Raw genomic sequence first — 20,900 nt, forward strand, 5'->3', positions numbered from 1 at the left:
CATCGTCCCCGCTTCGGTATTCATTCCTCACTTCATCCGAACCCGTCCTCAGCGTTGCCCCTCCCGCTCCGCTTCCTGCCTCGTCCGCAGCGCGGGGCCGGTCGTCTCCGGCATAACCATCGTGATCCGGCTTCCTTCCCCCGGGACGCTGTCGATCTGCAGACCATACGCCTCCCCGAACACCATCTGGATACGCCGGTGCACGTTCATCAGCCCGATGCCTCCGCGCCGGATTCCGGCCTCCGCCTCGTCAGCCAGCCGGTTCTGGCTCAGCCGCCTGCGGAGCTCCGCCAGCCGCTCCGCAGGAATGCCCACGCCGTTGTCCGAGACGGTGACCAGGAAGCGTCCGCCGCTCTTCTGCGCATCCACCGTGATCCGGTGATAGGATTCGATGCCGTCCGGGAACGCATGCTGGAACACGTTCTCAATCAGCGGCTGCAGCGTAAGCCGGACCATGTTCTCCAGCAGCAGGGAAGGCGGCACCACCACATCCAGCTCGAAATCCCGCTCGGTCCGGTGCCGCAGGATGATCATGTAGTTGCGGGCATGGTTCAGCTCGTTGGCGACGGTGATTTCCTCCAGATTCGTCTGGATGGAATAGCGCAGCATGAATGCCATCGCCTCCACCATCTCGGAGATCTCCCGCGAGTCCTGCACGATCGCATAGCAGTTGATCGTCTCGAGCGTGTTGTACAAAAAATGCGGGTTAATCTGCAGCTGCAGCGACTGGAATTCCGCCCGCTGCCGCTCAAGCTCCGAGCGGCCGAGCTCCAGCGCATTTTTCTGCTGCTGAAGCTCCGCTTCATACACCTTCTCGATCATCTCGGAAAGCCGCGTGACCATCAGATTGTAGCTGTGAATCAGTCCGCCGATCTCGTCGGTACGCCCGATCTCGTCGATGTGCTGCCAGTTGCCCTTCTCCGTCTCGCGCATGCTCTCCCGCAGCTCCCGCAGCGGTGCGACGATCGAACGGCCGAAGCGGCCGGCGAGCACCAGCGCCGCCAGCAGCGTCACAAGGCCTACGGCGAGCGTCGTCGTGCGGATCGTCACCGCGGGCGCCCTCAGCTCATCCACCGGTACGGAGACGACCAGGTTCCAGTTCGCATAAGCGGACTTCCGCGAGACGAACATCCGCTTCTCCCCGGCATAGTCCCCGATGATCGCCTGCTGGCCGGCGCTGTGCAGCACACGGTCCGCAAGCCCGGCCGGAAGGGCGGTCTCCTCCTCAGACCCGTGCGGATGATAGATGTACTTCCCGCTGTCGTCCACGATGAAGAATTGGCCGCCCCGGCCCGCATTCACCCGCTCCCAGAGCTTCGCCAGCTCCGCCAGCTTCAGCTCGATCGCCACAATCCCGCGGTTGGATTCCGCATAGGACGCCCCTCTGACCTTGACGGCCATCGTGGCCACCGTCCCCCGGTCTTCCGGCCGGATGCTCAGGTCCAGCAGGATGATGCGGCCGTCTCCGGGCGTCGAGCTCATGAGCTCGTCGTATTTGGCGCTGATCTGCTGCGGGTCGAGGATCAGGACGTTCTGGTTGTCGTACACGATCGAGCGCCCGTGATGGCCGACCACATAGATCATGTTGAGCTGCTTATAGAGAGGGATGATCGAAGTTACCGAGTTCTGGGCGAACTTCTTGATAGCCTCCGAATAGAAGTAATATTCGTACGCGTCAGCCGGGTCCATCTCCATGAAAGCGCGGACCTGGGGATTCGAGGAGATGGTGCTGCTCAGCAGCTCGTAGGTCTGGAGGTACAAATCCGTCTGGTTGACCGCGCTGTCGATGGTCTGGCCCATGTACTGCTCCACCTGCCGGTCGAGCGTCCGCGCCGACTGGATGTAAGAGACTACGCCGACACAGGTCAGCGAGAACACGATCACGACCAGAAAATAGCGGTAGATCAGGGCGGATAGCGTTCGCCGCTTCATGAGTCCATGCCCAGCTTCTGCCGGAACTCCGAAGGCAGGCAGCCGGCGTATTTCTTGAAGGTCTTGGTGAAATGGGGATGGTCCGCATACCCCACCTCGCCCGAAATGTCCGTAATCCGGTAGTGCGGCAGCTGGAGCAGCTTCTTCGCCTTCTCCATCCGCCTACGTGTCCGGTACTGTACGAATGTCTCCTGCGTGGACTGCTTGAAAAGCTGGCTGAAGTACGAGGGGTTAAGCCCGATGTGCTCCGCGACCTCCTCAAGCGACACTTCCCTCGCCAGATGATCCTCGATGTAGCCCTTCGCCTCTTCCACCGGATCCTTTACCCGTCCCTTGCGCTTGCTGCGCAGCTCCCCGAACAGGACCCGGCAGCTTCCGCAGAACCCGCTCCAGGCCGCTTCGGGCGCTGCCGCACCGGCTTCGTCGAAGGCCGCATGCAGCTCGAACACATCGCGTGTGTTGAGCCGCCGGATCAGCAGGGCATGCAGCTCGGCAAGCACTTCCCCGTGCCGGTTCGGCTTCAGGCCGAAGGAGCCGAGCTCCTCCCGGATCCGCTCCAGCACCTTGCCCAGCTCCTCCTCCTGCAGCGTCCAGACGGCTTCGTCAAGCCCGGTCGCCCAGCTCTCCAGCTTCGTTACCGGTACGAACGATTCCGTCCTCAGCTTCGTGCTCACCCGGATGAGCTTCTGCAGAACATCCCGGAACTGCCCGATGCTCACGGGTTTCAGCAGGTACTCTTTGACCCCGTAGGAGACGCACTTCTGCGCGTATTCAAAATCCCCGTACCCCGAAATGACAACGGTCTGGATATCCGCATCCATCTCCGCGGCGGCCCGGCACAGCTCCAGGCCGTCCATCTTCGGCATCCGGATATCGGTGAACAGAAAGTCCGGCCGTTCTTCCCTGATCAGCCTCAGGGCCGTTTCCCCGTTCTCCGCGGTACGGATGCTGGCCAGGGGAATGCCTGACTGCTCGACGAGCTTCTGAAGGCCTCGGCGGATCATAGGTTCGTCGTCGGCGATGAGGATGCGGTACATAGTCGTCAGTCTCCTTTCGGGGTGGGGGCGCTTTCATCTGGCTGTCTGCAGGAGCTACCGGCGCGGCATGGAGATCGTCACAGCCGGGTCTTTTTTATTGAACTTCTCGGTTGCTTCCTTGAGCACCTCGCTGCCGCCCTTCGACTTCCACTCTTCGATGACCTTCGGCCAATCGGAGATGGGCTCTTTGCCGTACACCATCTTCACCATGTGCTGGAGAACGACCGGTGCGGCGTAGTCGGATTCCGGCGCGATATCCGGATTCTTCGCGAAGGCTTCGAGGCGCGGCTCGAACTGGATGCCGTCCCGTCCTTCTTTTGCTAACATGGTATCATAAATGCCCATCAATTTCTTGCCCGGCTCCGTCAGACTGAGCGTGCCCTTATTGTAGGTCGTATCCTGCACCATCCACAGGAACGCCTGGCGGTAGCGCTCTTCATCCACGCCCTGCGGATCGGTCGGCGACTTGTAATCGATTCGGCCATCCACCGTCTTGTAATTCTCTCCTTCGATCCCGAAGGTGAAGAACTTCTCCGCCTCATCCGACAGCATCCAGTCGTAGAACTTGATGATCGCCTCGGGATTCTTCGCATTCTTGTTGATGAACCACGCACGGGTGACGGAGTTGTAGAGATAGTAACCGCTCTTGCCGTCCGGCCCGACGGGGGACGGGATGAGCTCGACCTTCGCGGAGGGCACGCTGGCCTGCAGCTGCTTCTCCCACTGGAGTACCTCATTGGCGTTCATCGACCACATGCCGGCCTTGCCGGAGAGAATGTTGTTCTTGTAGACCGTCGGGTTGATCGTTGCGAACTCCTTGGAGATCAGCCCCTCGTCGAACATCGTTTTGTACGTCTGCAGCGCCTTCGTCATGTTCTCCGTATTAAAAAACTTCGGCACAATCTCGCCGCCCTGCTCCGTGAACATTGAGAGATACGGGAAGACATCGTATGCCCCGAAGAACGTATCGGCATACTTGAAATTCTCGCGCCCCTGGTAAGGCTGCTCTACGCCAAGCTCCTTGAATTTGCGGAGCACATTCAGATACTCGTCGACCGTCTTCGGCACCGGCAGCCCCGTCTTCTCGAGCAGATCCATGCGGACCGCCGTCGCCCGGCGGGAAGGGTTCGAGAGGAATTCGGGAATCGCGTAGATTTTGCCCTGGTACGTCTCCTTCTGCCACGCTTCCTTCGGAATCTTCTTGAGCAGGTTCTGCCCATGCTTCTGCAGCAGATCGTCGAGCGGCAGGAACACGCCAGCCTGTACGGAGCCCGCCATCTCCTTGCCGGAGACGCCGCCGCTGCCCTGCACCACATCCGGGATGTCGTTGGTCGCGAACATCTGGATCATCTTCTGCTCGAATTCCTTGTGGGGCACGAGCACGATATCGAGATCCGTATTCGTCATCTCCTCGAGCTTCTTGACCCACTTGTCTTCGTTGATGTTCGGGGACTTCTCCACGTGATTGAACGCCAGCGTCCGCATCGAGACGGAGAACTTCGCCTTACCGCTTCCCGCCGCGCCATCCTGCGCCGCTTCTTCCCCCTGCTGGGCACAGCCGGCGGCCATGCTCACCGCGAGTACCGAGGATACGCCTACCTTGAGCCATGTTTTCATCTGTACAGCCCCTTTTCGCTTGATGTAGAGCGCTTTCATAGTTTGTATTGTAGGGTGGCCTTCCCGCTGCGGCAAGGGAGTGACTTTGGCTCTCCTTGTGTTTTTTGCAGGAGGTCCCTTGGATCGCTTAGAATCCGGCCCTGGATTAGGACCGTTAGACGAACGGGACTGGTAACGATCGGACAGGTGAAACGATACAAGCAAAGTAGGGAGCTAAAACAAATCAGTCAACGCAGGACAGTCACACAGAACAGTCAACACTGAACCGTCAATACAGTACTGCCACACCGAACCATCTACACTGACGAACAGTCAAACCGAATACCAGACGGTGACAACTACGGACAGTTCCCTCGGCTTTATCGACATGCAAGCGGGACGATCAAACTTCTCGTGCGTCTTCCCCGCCTGCCCCCTTGCTTCATTCGCTTAAGACTTCACCGAGCCGATCATCATGCCCTTTACAAAATGCCGCTGAAGAAACGGATAGATGAGCACGATTGGGATCGTCGCGATGATAATCGTCGCCATCTTGATGCCCTCCGGATCCATATGGGCCAGCGAGCTGAACTGGGATGCCGACGGGTCGATATTAATCTCGTCGCTCATGATGAGCTGGCGCAGCTTCACCTGAAGCGGCCATAGAGCCGGTTTGTTGACGTAGTACAGCGCATGCATGTACGTATTCCAGTGGTTGACGGCGTAGAAAATACCGAGCGACGCCATCACCGGCTTCGACAGCGGAAGCACGATGCTCCAGATCATCCGCAGCTCCGAACAGCCGTCAATCCGGCCCGAGTCGATAATCTCACCAGGAATCTGCATGAAGAACGAGCGCATCACGAAGAAGTTGAAGGCCGAGATCGCCCCCGGAAGGAGCAGCGCCCATAAGGAATTCGTGAGACCGAGCGACTTCATCAGAATAAAGTTCGGGATGAGCGGCGCGCTAAAGACCATCGTGATGAGCACCATGATGACTATGGCTCCCCGCCCCATGTACTCCGGACGCGAGACAGGGTAAGCGAGGGAAGCGGTGGCGATGAGATTGATCAGCGTCCCGACCACCGTGATGTAGACCGTAATCCCGAACGACCTCCAGATGGCGGCGTCGCTGAAGACATACTGATAGTTGATCCAGGTAAAATCGACCGGCAGGAACAGCACCTTCCCGCTGACGATCGCCTCCGAGGAGGAGAACGACTGGGCGAGCACGTTCAGGAACGGCAGGAACATCGCCAAGGCCAAAAGCGTTAAAAAGGTAAGATTGACGGCGTTGAAGGTCTGCCAGCCGGCGCTTGCTTTTCTCATAGGGTCACCTCCTTGTATGGATACCGATTAGTATAGACTCTCGCCCGTTGTCTTGCGGCTGAGCACGTTACCGATAACGATCATCGCCAGGCCTACTAGCGATTTGAACAGGCCGATGGCTGTCGTGTAGCTGAACTGCTGGCCTAGTAGACCGAGCTGGTAAATGTACGTGTCGAGAATCTCCCCGCTGTCCTTGTTCAGCGGATTGAGGAAGACGTACACGCGCTCAAAGCCGAAATCGAGGAACTTGCCGATATGCAGCAGGAACAGGATCATGATCGTCGGCAGAAGCGCCGGGAGCGTAATGGAGAGCGTCTGCCGCCAGCGGTTCGCCCCGTCGACCTCCGCCGCCTCGTAGAGATCGGGATTGATGCCGGCCAGCGCCGCCAGGTAGATGATCGTGCCGTACCCGGAGTCTCTCCAGATCCCCGAAGAGATCAGGATTGTGCGGATCCAAGATTCTTCGCCGAGGAAGTAGACGGGCTCGAAGCCCAGCCAGGCAATGAACTGGTTCACCGCGCCGGTCGTCGGCGAGAGGATGCCGATCGCAATCCCGCTTACGATGACCCACGAGAGAAAATGCGGCATGTACACGACCGTCTGCAGCACCCGCTTGTAGAAGACAAGGCGCAGCTCGTTGAGCAGCAGCGCGAGGAGGATCGGGGCCGGGAAGGCCAGGACGAGATCATACAATCCGATGAGCAGCGTATTGTTCAGGATGTTCAGGAACTCCCCGTGGGCGAACATGCGCCTGAAGTGTTCCAGCCCGACCCACTTGCTGCCCGTGAAGCCCTGGAAGATGTTATACTCCTGGAAGGCGATGACCGATCCGAGCAGCGGGACGTACTTGAAAATCACGAAATACAGGATACCGGGCAGTGAGATGAGATAAAGTGCTCTGTACTTCCACATCAGCCGAAGCCGGCTGCCGCCCGTCTTGCTTTTGGCTGGCGCGGTTACCGGGGGCGCCGCCTGCATGTTGGCCGCCATAGGGATTCCTCCTTTGTGCTTCTCAGCAGGTTGTTTATAGCTGTATCGTACCGGAGAAAGCGATTTCACACTAGGGAGCGGCTTTCTGCCTCCTTGTGTTTTTTTTAGGAGTTCGCCGGCGGGAGGGGCAGGTGCGGAGGGATCGGCGTTATGCTATAATTAGAATTAGTCTTAATTGCAACAAGGGTTCTGTCCGCGCTTTTGTGAGCCGGAGGTATACCGGGACCCTTCCCTGCAGCCATGAATCTACCAGAAACGGAGTTACCTTCATGACGTTTAGCGGATTTACCCCACATGATTTTGACACCTTCTCCATCGAAGGATTGGAGGGTCGCATGGAAGCGATCCAGAGCCGGATTCAGCCCAAGTTCCGGGAGATCAGCGAAGCGCTGCTCCAGGAGCTGTCCGTCGAGGCGGGCGAGGAGCTGCACCTGCATATCGCGAAGCATGCCCGGCGCAAGGTCAATGCGCCCGTCGATACATGGATGAGCTTCTCCAGCTCGAAGCGCGGCTACAAGCAGCTGCCCCACTTCCAGATCGGCCTGTTCGACGACCGGGTGTTCCTCTGGCTGGCGCTCATCTATGAGCTTCCGAACAAAGTGAATATCGCCCGCACTTACTTGAATGAGCTGGATACCGTACTGTCAGCGGTCCCGACAGACTACATGCTCTCGGCCGATCACATGAAAAAAGACGCCGACTCCTTCGGCGATCTCGGCGAAGAAGGCGTGCGCCGTGCGGTCGAACGGTTCCGCGATGTCAAGAAGGCCGAACTGCTCATCGGCCGGAATATCCCGGCCGGCACTCCGATGCTGCAGAACGGCGAGGCATTCCTGGAGACGGCACGTGAGACGTTCCGCACGCTGATGCCGCTGTACCAGCTGGCGGTGCGCGGGGCCGGGCCGGCGGAGGAAGATTTGGAAGAATCGCTCGCTTTTTCATCAAAAATTTAGGTAAGCCTAAGGTTCCTTTAAGATAAACCTTAGCCTGCTTGTATATCCTAGGGAATGGCACGAACTGCCAAGCCCATCAGCCCCTTAGAAGGAAGGTGTCCCATGAACAGCTCTTACGCCAAAAAAGCACTCGCCACCTCCCTCGCACTCGCCCTTCTCCTGGGCGGCGGCACGGTCATCGGCAAGACCCAGCTGGCCCTGGCGGCCGACCCGGCCGACGCCGCCGTCACCGCGCAGCCGTCCGCCGGAGCGGATACCGCAAAGGAAACGGAAGGTAAAGCCCGCGGCGGCAAGCATGAAGGCCGCGGCATGCCGCTCTACGAAGAAGCCGCCGCGGTGCTCGGGATGGACAAGGCGGCCCTGAAGGCCGCGCTGAAGGACAAGACGCTCGTCCAGCTCGCCGCCGAGAAGGGCATCTCCGAAGCGGATCTCATCGCGAAGCTGCAGGCCGAGCGCACGAAACAGATCGACGCGGCCGTTGCCGCAGGACGGCTGACTGCGGAGAAAGCCGAGAAGATCAAGCAGCACATGGGCGAGCATCTCAGCCTCATGGTCAACCGCAAGTTCACCGGCGAAGAGGCCCGCGGCAAGCACCACGGCGGCAGGCATACCATGCTGCCCGCGCCGGATAAGCTTGCCGGCATCCTCGGCATCACCGAGGACGAGCTGAAGAAGCAGCTCGCGGCCGGCAAGTCCTTGACCGAGATCGCCGCCGCCAAGGGCATATCGAAGGAACAGCTCGTGGCGAAGATCAAGGAAGAGATCACCCCGTGGATCGAAAAGATGGTCGACCGCAAGCACCCCGCGGCCGAAGGCCAGACCAAGAAAGCCCAGTAGTCTCGGGCTTTCTGCATAACTAAAAGCCGTCCGAAGGCTCAGGCCTCGGACGGCTTTTGGTTATGCGGCGCTGGTGCGCCCGGTTGGCCTTGGCCCCGCCCTTGCGCAACCGCTGCCTTCAATCGGGCAGCCGGTTGCGCGCTTGGTTGGCCTTTTGCCCTTGGCCCTATGAAAATAGAGGAACTCAGATGCTCTATTTCTATGATTCGATGCGTCGCTACAAAAATAAAGGAACTCAGATACGCTATAAGTACGCTGAGCCCTCCAAATGCAGGGTTCAGCGCAAAATAACGAACCTGAGTTCCGCTATCCTGCGGGAAATGAAGGGAAATAATCAAATAAAGAACTGGAGTTCCGCTATTTGATTAATCGGCATCTGCTAGGGAGAGACTCCAGGATCCGCTTCATTGCAGCAAACTTACTCAAAGTGACATCTTCAGTGCAGGCCAAAAGCAAACTGCAGTTCTACCGAACCCTTATCGGCCGTATCTCCTATCCCTCAGCTGTCCACATGTATAGGATAGTCGGCAGGATTTTTTTCCTTGGGTTTATGTTGTCTGGTTTGTGATCCCGGGTCCACGCTTCCGGGCACGCACTTCTGGACACGTGCTCCCGGGCATCTGCTCCTGGGCACGCACTCCTGGACACGTGCTCCCGGGCATCTGCTCCTGGGCACGCACTCCTGGACATGCGCTCCCCGGTTCATGCTACTGGGCACGCACTTTTGAGCATCGTGCCCCTGGGTTCACGCTATTGAGCACGTGCTCCTGGGTTCGTGCTCCGGGGTCATAGTTGGCGTTTTTGGGTTCCGGTTCTGTGGTTCCGGTTTTGTAGTTCCGGTTTTGCAGTTCCGGTTTTGTAGTTCCGGCTTTGCAGTTCCGGTTTTGCAGTTCCGCCCTTCTACCAGCGAGGCTGTATCATTTTGACAGCGACCTTTGTGCGAAGCACAACGGAGCGCAAAATGATACAGCCGAGCACTCAGCCGAGCGCTCAGCCCTGCCTCAGCCGTGCGCTCAACCGTGCCCCAATCTCCTCATGCCCCTCCGCCGAAGGGTGCACGAGATCGGCGCTGAGCCATGACATGTCCGGCAGCAGCCCCGTGCCAGGGACATAGAGCACCCCCGGATGCTCCAGTGCCTCTGCGGCCGAGCGGACAATGCTGCGGAGCCGCGAAGCCTCCCCCTCCTCCGGACACGGGAGGAGATCCGTACAGATCAGCCGCCGGTTCCGAAGGCCTATACTCAGCATCACGAGAAAACGGTGCACCTGCCGCGCGAACCGCTCTTCCTCCCAGTCGCCGATGCCGTGGATGCCCATCTCCGCGACAGCAAGGTGCCAATCGCTGCGGGAGGCGATATAGAGCGCCATGGCCTCATCCATGTGAGCGCTTCCAGCAAAGCCAAGATGGATGAGGTCCATGCCGAGCCGGGAGGCCGTACGCATCGCATAAGTGCCGGCGGGCCTTACGGCATCGCCCCCATGCGTAATGGAAGAGCCGTAACAGAGCAGGCGCTGAGCCGGAAGCTGGCCGGACGACGGGGGAAGAAGATCGCCTTCGATGCCCGCGAGCTCACAGATCCCGTCGCTCGGCAGGATGATCCGGACGACGGCGGGGTCGAAGCCCATGCCCCCTGCCCGGGCCAGCGTCTGCAGCTGCTCGAGATGGCCGGGCCTGCGCACGACAATCTCGCTGCGCTGCCCGTCCACGTGCACAGCCGCCCAGGGATAGACGCCCTGGAAGGGGCCAAAGTAGACCTCAGTCTGTCCCGATCTGGAGATGGCCGTCCGGTCCGCCTGGCGGAGCGTAATACGTGCCTCATCCCCCCGAAGCACGAAGCGGATTTCGCAGCCGCACGTATGGTAAGCACTCTCATCGCGGGCTTTCGGATTCAGAGCCAGCCGGACGGGCTCCGGGACCCGGCTCAGGCGGACTCTGCCGCCCTCCATCGGCAGCACCGTCTCGACATTATGCAGCTCCACATTGTGGTACCTCATCATCCTTCTCCCCTTCCCGGGCGGGAAGAACCCCTTGGGATGACTCCGCCTTCGCTTCGCTGATGGGTGGTCCCGCCGTTATCGGCTTATGGCCCGTGAGCATCGCCTGCCGCCGGTTCGCTGACGACCGGGTCACAGTCCTCATTACCCGCTCTACCCCCAAACGGAACGCCCCTGCCGGAATCCCGTATTAAGCGATTTCCCCTCCGGGATACAAGGTGGAATGCGACAGGTGCTTCGGCTGCGGAAGCGGACGGCCCGGCACAGCGGGCTGCAGGGATTCCGGCCGGCTTGAGTATACGGAAGCGGACTGCCCGTCGTAGATGATCACCTGTGTTCGGCCCGTGCCCAGCAGGTCGCCGTGTGCCGCATACCCGTCCGCACCGAACTCCGTGTGGACCTGCATATATCCGTCGTACAGGCTTGGGTACACCCCTCCGCCTCTGCGGTAGGCCAGGATATAATCAAGGCCGCTCTCGTCCCATCCGCGAAGGGTCTCGATAATCGTCAGCCAGCCGTTTGTCTTTCGGTCTTCCTTCCACACTTCGTTCCCCTCGGCATCGAGCAGGAACAGGGCGTCCTTCCCTTTTTGCAGCTTCCCTGTGTCCTCCCGCACCATCCGGTCAAGTCCGGCCACCTGCAGTCCAGGCAGGTCCCGGCGAAAACGGCCGAGCGCCACGTGCTGTGATTCGATGGAGCTGGAATAGCGCCACAGCTCCTGGCCCTCCCTGTCGTACATCACCGTAACGCTGCCGCCGATCACTAGCTCCTTATGGCCATCGCCGTTGACGTCCCCGACCCAGATGCAGTCGGCATGATCCTCGAGGTCCCTGCAGCTCCACCGCACCTGTCCCCGGGCATCGAGCAGATCGTACCCCGCCATCACCTCATCGAAGCCGTCCCCGTCCAGATCATGGCACCATGGATAATGCCCCGGATTGCCCTCGAAGGTCCACAAGAGACGCAGCTCCGGATCCAGGGCCCACAGCCGGTGATACCGGTCCTTTAGGATAATGTCCCGGGCGCGCGGGCCGCCTGTCAGGTTCGCGACGATGATGCAGTCATGGGCATGCGGGTCCGGCAGCTCGGCTGACCTTTTCACGCGTCCGGTAGCTCCCTCCAGCACCTGCAGTCGTCCGTCCATGACGCAGATCACCTCCAGCTTCCCGTCCCCGTCCAGGTCGTAGACCTGTGCCGGGTAGTCGGAGCCCGGGCCACCGGCCTGCTCACTCGGCTTCCCTGCCTGCCAGAGCAGACGGCCGTCGAGATCGAAGGCGGTCAGACATTGTACCTGATGCGGCAAATACCGCACATCCTGACGGTCATCCGGCTGCACGAGCAGCAGCTCCATTCTCCCGTCTCCGTCAAGGTCGCCGAGCAGCATTCTGCACCGGGGGCCTGCCGCACGTATATCCAGCTTTGCTATCAAATGGGGATAACTTGCACCACTTGTCATCTTATCTCCTCCTGCTGCCTTCATAGGAGCAGCCACTTTCGCTCCCGCGGCACATATGGGCCATGATATCCTCTGCGCCCACCGCAAGGCAACGGTACGATCTTGTCCTCCGGGTTTGGATTATTTTGAACCTGTAGACTATCTTGTCGGAACCGTGGTTGGGCGGAAACAGCAGCAACTCCACGGATCAAGGAATGCTGCCACACCGCAGCGGGCGCGGAGACGGGCTTCCTGCCAAGCATAAGCTGCGAAAAAAATCGAAGCCGTTCGCAGAAGGAAGGTCTTCACCTGTCAATGAAAAAACGTAGGCCGGCAGAGCCACCGGGTGTCATTTCATGCGGCAAGCTCCGCGCCCAGAATTCAAGCATCCGTTCTGCGGCGCGATGTTCAGTACCAACCGTCATAGAGCTGGAAAAAACCACCCGCAGCTGCATGCTTATCCTTGTTGAAAAGCTCGCACTGACGTTGAATAAACGCCGTTCCGATCAAGAGAGACCTTCCTCTCTACTCAGTAGACCCGAGCCTTCCTCCCCTCCGGCATCCCTTCCCTGCACCTCTTCTTCCTTAAAGCGCCTCTTCCCCGGCGGTCTCGCGGTACTTTCCCGGCGTGGTACCGGTGATTTTCTTGAACACGCGGATCAGCCCGATATCGGCGGCATACCCCACCTGATGCGCGATCTGGGTCACCGTCAGCCGCTTGTCCCGCAGCAGCCTCTTCGCATGTCCGACCCGCACCTTCGCCACGTAATCGGTAAGGTTCTCGCCCTGCTGCTTTTTGAAGAAAGCCGACAAGTACTGCGGCGTAATGTGGAACGCATCGGCAATGGACGTCAGGCTGAGCCCCCCGTCCCCGTACCGCTCCTCGATGTGATCGCGGATCGCCTGCAGAAGCAGCTGGCTGTGGTCGCTCGAGCGGGCCTTCATGTACCGGCAGAGGGTGAGGAACAGGCCGGAGATCTCCGCATGCATTTCCTCCGCTGTCTCGCACAGCGACAGCTTCTTGAACGGATCGAAGCTGCCCGGGAATATATCGGCCGGCTGCAGGCTCATGCCGTTCACTATTTTGAGCAGGGTGCTCACCATATTGAAAAAGAGGCACCGCCCCATCTCCGGCGTAATCCGGCGGGAGCCGAAATGCAGTGCATAAATGCTCTCCAGGAGCCGCCGCACCCCTTCCGCATCGCCGCTCTTCACAGCCCCCATAAGCTGAACCTCCAGCTCAATCGGGTAGTGATAGTGATGCTCCTCCTCCCGGAGGTCGGAGAAGCGGATGACGGTATCCGCACCGCTGACAATGCGGTGATCGGCCGCCCTTGCCGCCTCCAGCGTGCATTCGCCGATCCGGCCGAGGCCTTCGTGGATGCCGCTTACCCCCAGGGTCAGCTGTACTCCGAAGCGGCTTCGCATGACATGCTGCAGGGTGACCGCGGCCTCGAGGAGCTCATCCTCCAGCCGGCCGGCGGTCCGCTCATCCGGCTGCCGCCCCCCGTCACGCTCAGGCCGCCTCGCCCCTTCTCCCGCACTCACCGCAGCGGCTCCCTGCACCTTCTCCGCCTTCTCCGGAAGGAAGTTGACGAGCACGCCCATCGTCGTACGGTCCAGTTCCACGGTGTACCCGTGATGGGCCTCTGCCAGCAGATCCCGGCAGACGTTCGAGATGATGAAGCGCACGAGCGCCCACTGCCGCTCCGATGCTTCGCCGCCGAACTCCCGAATATCGCCGACGCGTACGAACAGCACGGCAAAGAGGTCCGATTCGAACCTCATCTGCATGAACCGCAGCGACTCCGGTGTGACCGCTCCGGGATCGACCTCGCCGCGCAGCAGCCGCTGAAGAAAATTCGCCTGCAGCACCGGCGTCTGCCCGGCCAGCTTGTCCCGCAGCCGCCGCTCCTCCTCGCGGCTGACCTCGATCGTCTCGCGGATCAGCTCGAACTCGCCGAGCTCTACGTCCCAAGCCCCTCCCACCTGAGCCCGGCTGCTGCGGATAAAGCCGACCAGCTCGCGGATCGGCGAGGAGTTCCGGTAAGCCATCCGGTAGGCGGCAAGCCCCCCGCCGAGCAGGCACAGGAGCAGCAGACCGAGCGCCCAAGCCTTCAAGGTCTGCAGGCTCCGGAGCACCAGGTCTTCCGGGAGCACAAGCACATAGCGCCACGCCGTTTGATCGGAGCGGGCATACGTCACAATGTGCTCCCGTCCGTGCTCATCCGTAAGCTCGAAGCGGCCGGAGCCCCCGCCGATCCGTTCCAGAAGACCGCTGTCCGGAGCCTCGTCCTCCTCCGAGCCGAGTACGAGCTCCCCGTCCGCATTCACGATGAACACGCGGCCTCCGCCCGCCGCCGCCTGGGAGAGCATGGAGCGGACCGGTGCGGCGTCCAGCAGCAGCACGAGCGCCCCTTTGATATCCTTGGTCTCCACCAGCGGCAGCGACTGCACATAAGTCAGCATGGTGCGCCGGCCCACATCGCTCGATGAAATCTGCCTGGCCGGCAGATACGAACGATGATGGTACGAATCCAGCACCTGCCGCTTCCAATCCACGTAGGACAGCCCCTCCACCGGGTAAATCCGCTCGAAAAAGGTGCGGGTATCCGTGCGCGCGCTCGACGACAGGATCGTATCCGACGCCCCGAAATACAAATAGGCATCGCTGATCAGCGTGCCCCTTCCCCGGTCCTGGGCCAGGTGGTCCTTCATAAATTCTACGAGCTTGTATGCATCCTCCGGCGCCTCCGACCCGTCGCTGTTGAGCAGCCCCTGCAGCTTCGGGTTCAGGGTGATGCGCTGCGACGCCTGCTCCACTTCCCGCAGCCTCACGTCCAGCGTCTGCCGCAGCTGATCGAGCAGGGCCGTATTGGCCCGCTCTGCGTGCTCCATCATCATGCCCTCCACCTTGGAATACAGGACCATCCCGATGGACACCGGCAGCAGAAAGATAAGCAGATAAGAACTAAGCAGGGTCAGAAAAACACTTTTGCGGTTCCAGACGAAAGACGGAAGACGGATGAGCTTCGGGATCATGGGGACCTCCTAACGTAAACGGCTGCCGTCTTCTACATAAGACTGTACCCGTTTATCATAAATTACAGATGGCTGAAACGAGCGCTTGCGAGTTATACCTTCTGTAATTTCCAGGATAAACGGCTTCGCCGTCCACGAAGGACGGTGCGCGTTTGTCAAGGTAGTTTCAAACAGACCAGCTGCGAATGCTTACGGATCCAAGAACAGGAACGCCTGCGCACAGCATATGCGCAAGCGCTTTCTTCCTAATCCTATTTCGCGCCCAGCTCCCGAATTCCTTCCGTCCGCCCTACATTCGTCAACTGCTTATTTTCGTCCGCTGCTCTAACCCATTCATCGCGCCTCGACCATCGTGGATTGTCGGAATTCCGCCCTCCTCCCGCAGCGCCGCTATTCCTTAATCGCGCCGATCATGACGCCTTTGACGAAATATTTTTGCAGGAACGGGTACAGCAGCAGGATCGGAATCGTCGCTGCGATAATCGTCGCGTACTTGATCGTCTCCCCGATCGGAATCTTATCCAGCGAGGAGGCGCCGGTCGTCATATTGTCGGTCGAGTTCGTAATGAGAATCTCGCGCAGCACCAGCTGCAGCGGATACAGCTCCCTGTCGCGCAGGTAGAGCATCGCCCCGAACCAGGCGTTCCAGTGGCCGACCCCGTAGAACAGGATCATGACGGCGATCACCGGCAGCGACAGCGGGATAATGACCCGGAACAGAATCGTCCAGTCGTTCGCCCCGTCGATGCGCGCCGACTCCTCGAGCGACACCGGCACCGCCTGGAACGAAGTGCGCATAATGATGAGGTTCCAGGTCGAGATCGCACCCGGCAGCAGCATCGCCCAAGGCGTGTCGATCATGCCGAGCGAGCTCACGAGCAGGTAGGTCGGGATAAGCCCGCCCTGGAAGAACATCGTCAGGACGATGAAGAACATCATCGCATTGCGGAAATACAGTCCCTTTCGCGACAGCACATAGGCGCCGAGCGAGGTCATGAAAAGATTGATGGCCGTGCCGGCCGTGACATAGAACAGCGTATTGCGGTACCCTGCCGGAATCATCGGGTTGTCGAAGACCGCTTTGTAGGCGTCAAGCGAGAAGCCCTCGGGCATCAGGAGCAGCCCCCGGTGCTGCATCAGCGAGGCCGGGTCGCTCAGTGAAGCGAAAGCCACATAGAGGAACGGATACAGGGTCAGGATGCTCAGCAGCACCATGAACAGCGCGTTCGAGCCGTCGAACATCCGCTCTTCCCAGGTCCGGCGGTTCAGCATAAGTCACACCTCCTTTATCTTCGGGAGCTACCACAGCTTCGTGTCCGTCAGCCGTTTCGAGAGGCTGTTCGAGACCACGAGCAGGGTGAACGCGATCACGGCATTGAACAGGCCCACGGCCGCCGTGTAGCTGTAGTTCGATTCGAGAATCCCCTTGCGGTAGACGAATGTCGAGATGACATCGGCCGTTTCGAAGGTCAGCGGCGTGTACATCAGCAGAATCTTTTCGCTGCCGACGGTCATCATCGTTCCCATCTTGAGAATGAGCAGAATGATCACGGTGGGCATGATGCCCGGGATTGTGATATGCAGCGCCTGCTTCCATCGTCCCGCGCCGTCCACCTTCGCCGCCTCGTACAGCGTCGGATCGATCGCGGCCAGCGCCGCCAGATAGATGATCGAGCCCCAGCCCACTTCCTTCCAGATCCCGGATGCCACGTAGAGAAAGCGAAACCAGTCCGGCTCCCGCATATAAGCCGTCTCCGGCATGCCGAGCACCATCAGCAGCTGGTTCACGACACCGTCGCGCGCCAGAAAGTCGACCATCATCCCCACCACGACCACGATGGAGATAAAATGGGGCAGGTACGTCACCGTCTGGATCGTCCGCTTGAACCACTGCACGCGGAGCTCGTTGAGCAGCAGAGCCAGCCCAATCGCCGCCGGGAAGCCGAACAAAAGATCATACAGGCTAAGCAGCAGCGTATTGCGGATCAGCCGCCAAAAGTAGAACGACTCGAAAAACTCCTGAAAATGCTTGAACCCCACCCAAGGACTGCCGAGAATCCCGTCCCCGAGGCTGTAGTCCTTGAAGGCGATTTGCAGACCGTACATCGGTCCGTATTCGAACACCCCGTAATAGAGCAGCACCGGCAGCGCCATCAGATAGATGACCCGGTTGCGCCGCAGGTCCCTGCCCATTCGCCGGAGAAGGCCGCCTTTGGTACGGGCTTTGGCCGCGCTGGCCAGCTTCTCTTCCATCATCGCCATCCCTTCTCCTCCTCCCGTGTGTGGGTGCGGAGGCAGACGTCAGGTCTCCCGCCCGCGCCTGCCAGCCCTCCATCCACCGCACTCTTTTCTTAAGGTAAAAGCCCCATTTACCGCTTATTGTAGCGCTCGAGCGCAGCCTGCTGGATTTTGATCGCTTCCTCGAGTCCCATGCCCTTCAGCGTCTGCACGTACTTGTCGAAGTTCTCCAGCGGCTCCACGCCCATGATGAACTTGCTGTACATCTCGTCGCGGTACGTGTTGATGTCGCTCATGATCGATGCATACTTGCCGCTCTCTTCACGGTTCGGCGTGACCAGCGGCATCCGTCGTTCGTTCGTCGGCTCCGCCCACACCTTCAGCGACTCCTTCTGCTCCGGCAGCTCGGCGTACTGCTCCAGGTACCGCTTATCCTGCACGAACATGCCGTCCCACGAGGAGCGCGCATACTTGGCCATCGCCTGCTGCACCGGCAGCCCGTCCGGGTTCTTCATGACAAGATCGGTAAACTTCGGATAGCCGTTCTCCATCTTGTAGCTGACGCCCTCAATGCCGAAATTCATCAGCATGTGCCCTTCCTCGGAATAGCCGTAATCGAGCCACTTGACCGTTTCCTCGACATTCTTGTTGGTAGAAGAGATCGATGCCGCCTTGCCGTTAAAAATAAAATCGATCTGCCCCCAAAGCTGCTTATCCCCCTTCTTCAGCACGGGATATGGAATCGCGACGAGCTTGAAGTTCGGATCCTTGCTCTTCATGAGATTCATGTATTTGCCGATCCCGCCGCCCGTGTTCATGACGGTCACGCCGAGCTGGTTCCCTGTAATCTTGGCATCGAGCAGCTTGTTGTCCGTCGCCGCAAAATCCTTGTCGAGCAGCCCCTCCTTGTACCACTTGTTCATGAGGGTGAGGTACTCCTTGTACCCCGGCTCGATCGGCCCATACTTCACTTGGCCGTTCTCATGGTGGAAGCCGTAGGAGATGCCGTAGGCCCCCAGGATCGCAGCAGACGAGTTCAGCTCACCGGTGGCCGGCGTAAAGGCGCGCATGAGATAAGGAATCTCGTCCGCCTTGCCGTTGCCGTTCGGATCCTTCTCCTTGAACGCCTTGAGCACGGTATAGAGCTCGTCAATGGTCGTCGGAACCTGGAGGCCCAGCTTATCGAGCCAATCTTTGCGGATCGCAAGCCCCTGATATACCTGAAGTGCCTTATCCCCCCGGAGGAACGGGAAGCCCCAAATGCTGCCTTCGTCGGTAGTGACCTGCTTTTTCATCTCGGGATTGGCGTCGAGCACCTTCTTCAGGTTCGGCGCGTACTTGTCGATATAATCGTTCAGCTTGAGGATCTTGCCGTCCTTGATCGCTTTCTCGGGACCTCCGGGATAGTCATTGATAAAGTAATGCTCGATGACATCCGGGAGCTTGCCGCCCGTGATCATGAGGTTGAACTGATCCTTCTCCTGCCCCTGCGGCGGATGCTGGAATTCGACCTTCACACCCGTTTTCTTCTCGAGCTCCTTGTACATGGCGATCTCGTTATAGCTCTTCATCGTGGCGGCCACCTGTGTCGCCATGCCGGTCCAATAGGTCAGGCTTGTCAGCTTGGCCGGTTCCTTGCCTCCACCCGGGGCGGCCGCACCGCCAGGCTCCGGGCTCCCGCCCGAGCATCCCGCCGCAAGTACCGTCAATACCATTGCTGCCGCACCCGCTGTTATTTGTCTGCTCCGTGGGTGCTTTCCGTTCGTTTGCTTCATCCGAGTGTACCCTCCCTTGTTCGATCCCGCCCCTTACGGTGGGGATGCTGCCCGTGGTTTCGAAATAAACCGCTTACAGTTAGCTGTGGCAAGAGCTCTGCGTCGTTCCCCTGATGTCATGGCTGCATCATACGCCGGCACTTGCTTCCCTGTGAACTGCGAATTCTTCAGAGCGACCTTATAAATTCGTGAATCCGGGCTATCCGTTCTGAAGGATACCGCTTCTTCTTATGATTGAAACGTTTAAATATAAAGAAATCACGAGCAATCCCGGTCGTCTCTTTCCACGGATGCTTCTGAATGAGCGGTTACTCACACTCTTGGCTCGTTTTGTTTTATACTATAGAATATCAGCCATCCGGCAGCAAGAAGGAAGGTGCCTCCCATGTCAAACGAACCGTCAGCAGAGGATGCCTGGCTGCAGCAGCTGCTTGAGCTTGGAGAATCCGGCAAAGCCATGACGGAAAAACAGCTCAAAATCGTGCAGGCAGCCATAGAGATCTTCTCGGTCAAGGGCTACTCCGCCGCCTCCACCAGCGAGATCGCCCAGAAGGCCGGGGTGGCCGAGGGCACGATCTTCCGCCACTACAAGACGAAGAAGGATCTTCTTCTGTCGATCGTCGGCCCCACCATGGCCAAGCTCGTCGCCCCGTTCGTGCTGCGCGACTTCACTCCCGTGCTGGAAGCCCGGTACGCCGGCTATGACGACTTTTTGCGGGCGCTGGTCCGCAACCGGCTCGTCTTCGTGCGCCGGCACCTGCCGGTGATCCGTATCCTTATGCAGGAGATTCCGTTTCAGACCGAGCTGCGCGAGGAATTTAAGGCGGTGCTGATGAGGGAAGTGTATGTCCGGGTCGAAAAAGTGATTCACCACTTCCAGGCCCAGGGCCAGCTCATCGCCCTGCCGGCCTTCACCGTGGTCCGTCTGACCGTCTCCGTCGTGGTCGGGTTCCTGATCACCCGCTTCATGCTCTTCCCTGAGCTCGACTGGGACGAGGAAGAGGAGCTTGAGATCTGTGTGAACTTCATTATGCACGGGTTGTCCGCCGGCTCCCGGGGAAAGGAGCAGCCGCCATGCTGATGCAGGGACACGCGGTCTATACACGCATTCTGCTCCATTCCGATAGCGATGCCTTGTGGCGTTTGAAGACGGAGAACCGGGAGTTCTTCCAGCCGTTCGAGCCCGTTCAGGACGAGGCTTCCTATACCCGGGAAGCCGTCAAGGAGCTCATCGCCCAGTCGCTCGCCGAGCAGGAGCAGGGCGGCAGCTTCTCCTTCGGCATCTTCACGCCGGAGGACGAGCTGATCGGGCGGGTCCGCCTCTCGTGCATCGTGCGGGGGGCGTGGCAGAACGCCAACCTCGGCTACATGCTTGCCGAGCGGTGGAACGGCCGCGGCCTGATGACCGAAGCCGTCGGCTTGACGCTGAGGTTCGCCTTCGAGCATGCGAACCTGCACCGGGTGCAGGCCGGCATCATGCCGCGCAACCTCGGATCGCAGCGTGTGGCCGAGAAGAACGGCATGCGCTTCGAGGGCCTCGCGCAGCGGTATTTGCGCATCGCCGGCGTCTGGGAGGACCACCGGATCTATGCCATCACCGCGGAGGAGTGGAGGGAGCGGCGAAGCACCGCCGGGTAGCCGGCTTCCCGCCCGCGGGCGCTGCTGGCGTGCCGCTGCCAAGTGTCCAAGCACTCCGGGTTACCCGTACGGGGATCGTTCCGGCCTGCCTCCAGCGCCCCCC

Annotated in this window: 15 protein-coding genes; 4 read left to right on the top strand and 11 right to left on the bottom strand. The window is 59.8% G+C overall.

Translation table 11 applies throughout. The features are described 5' to 3' along the window. Positions 1 to 48: 48 nt before the first annotated feature. The 5 genes from ACP26L_RS24985 to ACP26L_RS25005 form a co-directional block, all read right to left on the bottom strand. A complete protein-coding gene (locus ACP26L_RS24985) occupies positions 49 to 1,932 on the bottom strand; it encodes a cache domain-containing sensor histidine kinase (protein ID WP_426447359.1) in 1,884 nt (627 codons plus the stop codon). After that, positions 1,929 to 2,969 (bottom strand): response regulator transcription factor, encoded by a 1,041-nt coding sequence (locus tag ACP26L_RS24990; protein ID WP_426447361.1) that lies wholly within the window; start codon positions 2,967 to 2,969, stop codon positions 1,929 to 1,931. The genes ACP26L_RS24985 and ACP26L_RS24990 overlap by 4 nt, the downstream gene beginning before the upstream one ends. Positions 2,970 to 3,023: 54 nt before the next feature. After that, positions 3,024 to 4,586, bottom strand: a complete 1,563-nt coding sequence (locus ACP26L_RS24995; protein WP_426447363.1) for an extracellular solute-binding protein — start codon at positions 4,584 to 4,586, stop codon at positions 3,024 to 3,026. A gap of 429 nt (positions 4,587 to 5,015) precedes the next feature. Then, entirely contained in the window at positions 5,016 to 5,894 is an 879-nt protein-coding gene (locus tag ACP26L_RS25000; protein WP_426447365.1) for a carbohydrate ABC transporter permease, read from the bottom strand. A 27-nt stretch (positions 5,895 to 5,921) separates the two neighbouring features. Beyond that, entirely contained in the window at positions 5,922 to 6,884 is a 963-nt protein-coding gene (locus ACP26L_RS25005) for an ABC transporter permease (RefSeq protein ID WP_426447367.1), read from the bottom strand. Between the two features lie 269 nt (positions 6,885 to 7,153). On the opposite strand from ACP26L_RS25005, the gene ACP26L_RS25010 reads away from it, so the two are divergent. Both ACP26L_RS25010 and ACP26L_RS25015 read left to right on the top strand, forming a co-directional pair. Continuing rightward, positions 7,154 to 7,837, top strand: a complete 684-nt coding sequence (locus ACP26L_RS25010) for a DUF1054 domain-containing protein (protein WP_426447368.1) — start codon at positions 7,154 to 7,156, stop codon at positions 7,835 to 7,837. A gap of 102 nt (positions 7,838 to 7,939) precedes the next feature. Continuing rightward, entirely contained in the window at positions 7,940 to 8,674 is a 735-nt protein-coding gene (locus ACP26L_RS25015; RefSeq protein WP_426447370.1) for a hypothetical protein, read from the top strand. A gap of 990 nt (positions 8,675 to 9,664) precedes the next feature. Here ACP26L_RS25015 and ACP26L_RS25020 read toward each other — a convergent pair. The 6 genes from ACP26L_RS25020 to ACP26L_RS25045 all read right to left on the bottom strand — a co-directional run bounded on the left by ACP26L_RS25020 (position 9,665) and on the right by ACP26L_RS25045 (position 19,159). Next, positions 9,665 to 10,669, bottom strand: coding sequence for a GDSL-type esterase/lipase family protein (locus ACP26L_RS25020; protein WP_426447372.1), 1,005 nt, complete (start codon positions 10,667 to 10,669; stop codon positions 9,665 to 9,667). A gap of 190 nt (positions 10,670 to 10,859) precedes the next feature. After that, positions 10,860 to 12,125 carry a hypothetical protein gene (locus ACP26L_RS25025; RefSeq protein WP_426447374.1) on the bottom strand — a complete coding sequence of 422 codons (1,266 nt, stop codon included), beginning with the start codon at positions 12,123 to 12,125 and terminating at the stop codon, positions 10,860 to 10,862. A 564-nt stretch (positions 12,126 to 12,689) separates the two neighbouring features. Continuing rightward, on the bottom strand, positions 12,690 to 15,146 hold the full coding sequence (locus ACP26L_RS25030; RefSeq protein WP_426447376.1) for an AraC family transcriptional regulator: 2,457 nt from the start codon (positions 15,144 to 15,146) through the stop codon (positions 12,690 to 12,692). A 390-nt stretch (positions 15,147 to 15,536) separates the two neighbouring features. Continuing rightward, positions 15,537 to 16,418, bottom strand: a complete 882-nt coding sequence (locus ACP26L_RS25035) for a carbohydrate ABC transporter permease (RefSeq protein ID WP_426447378.1) — start codon at positions 16,416 to 16,418, stop codon at positions 15,537 to 15,539. Between the two features lie 27 nt (positions 16,419 to 16,445). Continuing rightward, complete coding sequence (locus ACP26L_RS25040) at positions 16,446 to 17,408, bottom strand: ABC transporter permease (protein WP_426447380.1); 963 nt, start codon at positions 17,406 to 17,408, stop codon at positions 16,446 to 16,448. 107 nt (positions 17,409 to 17,515) lie between these two features. Then, a complete protein-coding gene (locus ACP26L_RS25045; RefSeq protein WP_426447382.1) occupies positions 17,516 to 19,159 on the bottom strand; it encodes an extracellular solute-binding protein in 1,644 nt (547 codons plus the stop codon). A gap of 385 nt (positions 19,160 to 19,544) precedes the next feature. Between ACP26L_RS25045 and ACP26L_RS25050 the strand changes: the two genes are divergently transcribed. Together ACP26L_RS25050 and ACP26L_RS25055 are read left to right on the top strand one after the other, a co-directional pair. Further along, positions 19,545 to 20,240 (top strand): TetR/AcrR family transcriptional regulator, encoded by a 696-nt coding sequence (locus tag ACP26L_RS25050; RefSeq protein ID WP_426447384.1) that lies wholly within the window; start codon positions 19,545 to 19,547, stop codon positions 20,238 to 20,240. Beyond that, positions 20,234 to 20,797: a GNAT family N-acetyltransferase gene (locus ACP26L_RS25055; protein WP_426447386.1), complete on the top strand. Its 564-nt coding sequence runs from the start codon at positions 20,234 to 20,236 to the stop codon at positions 20,795 to 20,797. The genes ACP26L_RS25050 and ACP26L_RS25055 overlap by 7 nt, the downstream gene beginning before the upstream one ends. Positions 20,798 to 20,900 lie beyond the last annotated feature (103 nt).

Source organism: Paenibacillus sp. S-38 (assembly GCF_049942825.1).
In the GTDB taxonomy this organism is placed as follows: Bacteria; Bacillota; Bacilli; order Paenibacillales; family NBRC-103111; genus Paenibacillus_G.

Coding starts and splice junctions, on each gene's coding strand:
- ACP26L_RS24985 (WP_426447359.1), bottom strand. CDS start 1,932: ATGAAGCGGCGAACGCTATCCGCCCTGATCTACCGCTATTTTCTGGTC.
- ACP26L_RS24990 (WP_426447361.1), bottom strand. CDS start 2,969: ATGTACCGCATCCTCATCGCCGACGACGAACCTATGATCCGCCGAGGC.
- ACP26L_RS24995 (WP_426447363.1), bottom strand. CDS start 4,586: ATGAAAACATGGCTCAAGGTAGGCGTATCCTCGGTACTCGCGGTGAGC.
- ACP26L_RS25000 (WP_426447365.1), bottom strand. CDS start 5,894: ATGAGAAAAGCAAGCGCCGGCTGGCAGACCTTCAACGCCGTCAATCTT.
- ACP26L_RS25005 (WP_426447367.1), bottom strand. CDS start 6,884: ATGGCGGCCAACATGCAGGCGGCGCCCCCGGTAACCGCGCCAGCCAAA.
- ACP26L_RS25010 (WP_426447368.1), top strand. CDS start 7,154: ATGACGTTTAGCGGATTTACCCCACATGATTTTGACACCTTCTCCATC.
- ACP26L_RS25015 (WP_426447370.1), top strand. CDS start 7,940: ATGAACAGCTCTTACGCCAAAAAAGCACTCGCCACCTCCCTCGCACTC.
- ACP26L_RS25020 (WP_426447372.1), bottom strand. CDS start 10,669: ATGAGGTACCACAATGTGGAGCTGCATAATGTCGAGACGGTGCTGCCG.
- ACP26L_RS25025 (WP_426447374.1), bottom strand. CDS start 12,125: ATGACAAGTGGTGCAAGTTATCCCCATTTGATAGCAAAGCTGGATATA.
- ACP26L_RS25030 (WP_426447376.1), bottom strand. CDS start 15,146: ATGATCCCGAAGCTCATCCGTCTTCCGTCTTTCGTCTGGAACCGCAAA.
- ACP26L_RS25035 (WP_426447378.1), bottom strand. CDS start 16,418: ATGCTGAACCGCCGGACCTGGGAAGAGCGGATGTTCGACGGCTCGAAC.
- ACP26L_RS25040 (WP_426447380.1), bottom strand. CDS start 17,408: ATGGCGATGATGGAAGAGAAGCTGGCCAGCGCGGCCAAAGCCCGTACC.
- ACP26L_RS25045 (WP_426447382.1), bottom strand. CDS start 19,159: ATGAAGCAAACGAACGGAAAGCACCCACGGAGCAGACAAATAACAGCG.
- ACP26L_RS25050 (WP_426447384.1), top strand. CDS start 19,545: ATGTCAAACGAACCGTCAGCAGAGGATGCCTGGCTGCAGCAGCTGCTT.
- ACP26L_RS25055 (WP_426447386.1), top strand. CDS start 20,234: ATGCTGATGCAGGGACACGCGGTCTATACACGCATTCTGCTCCATTCC.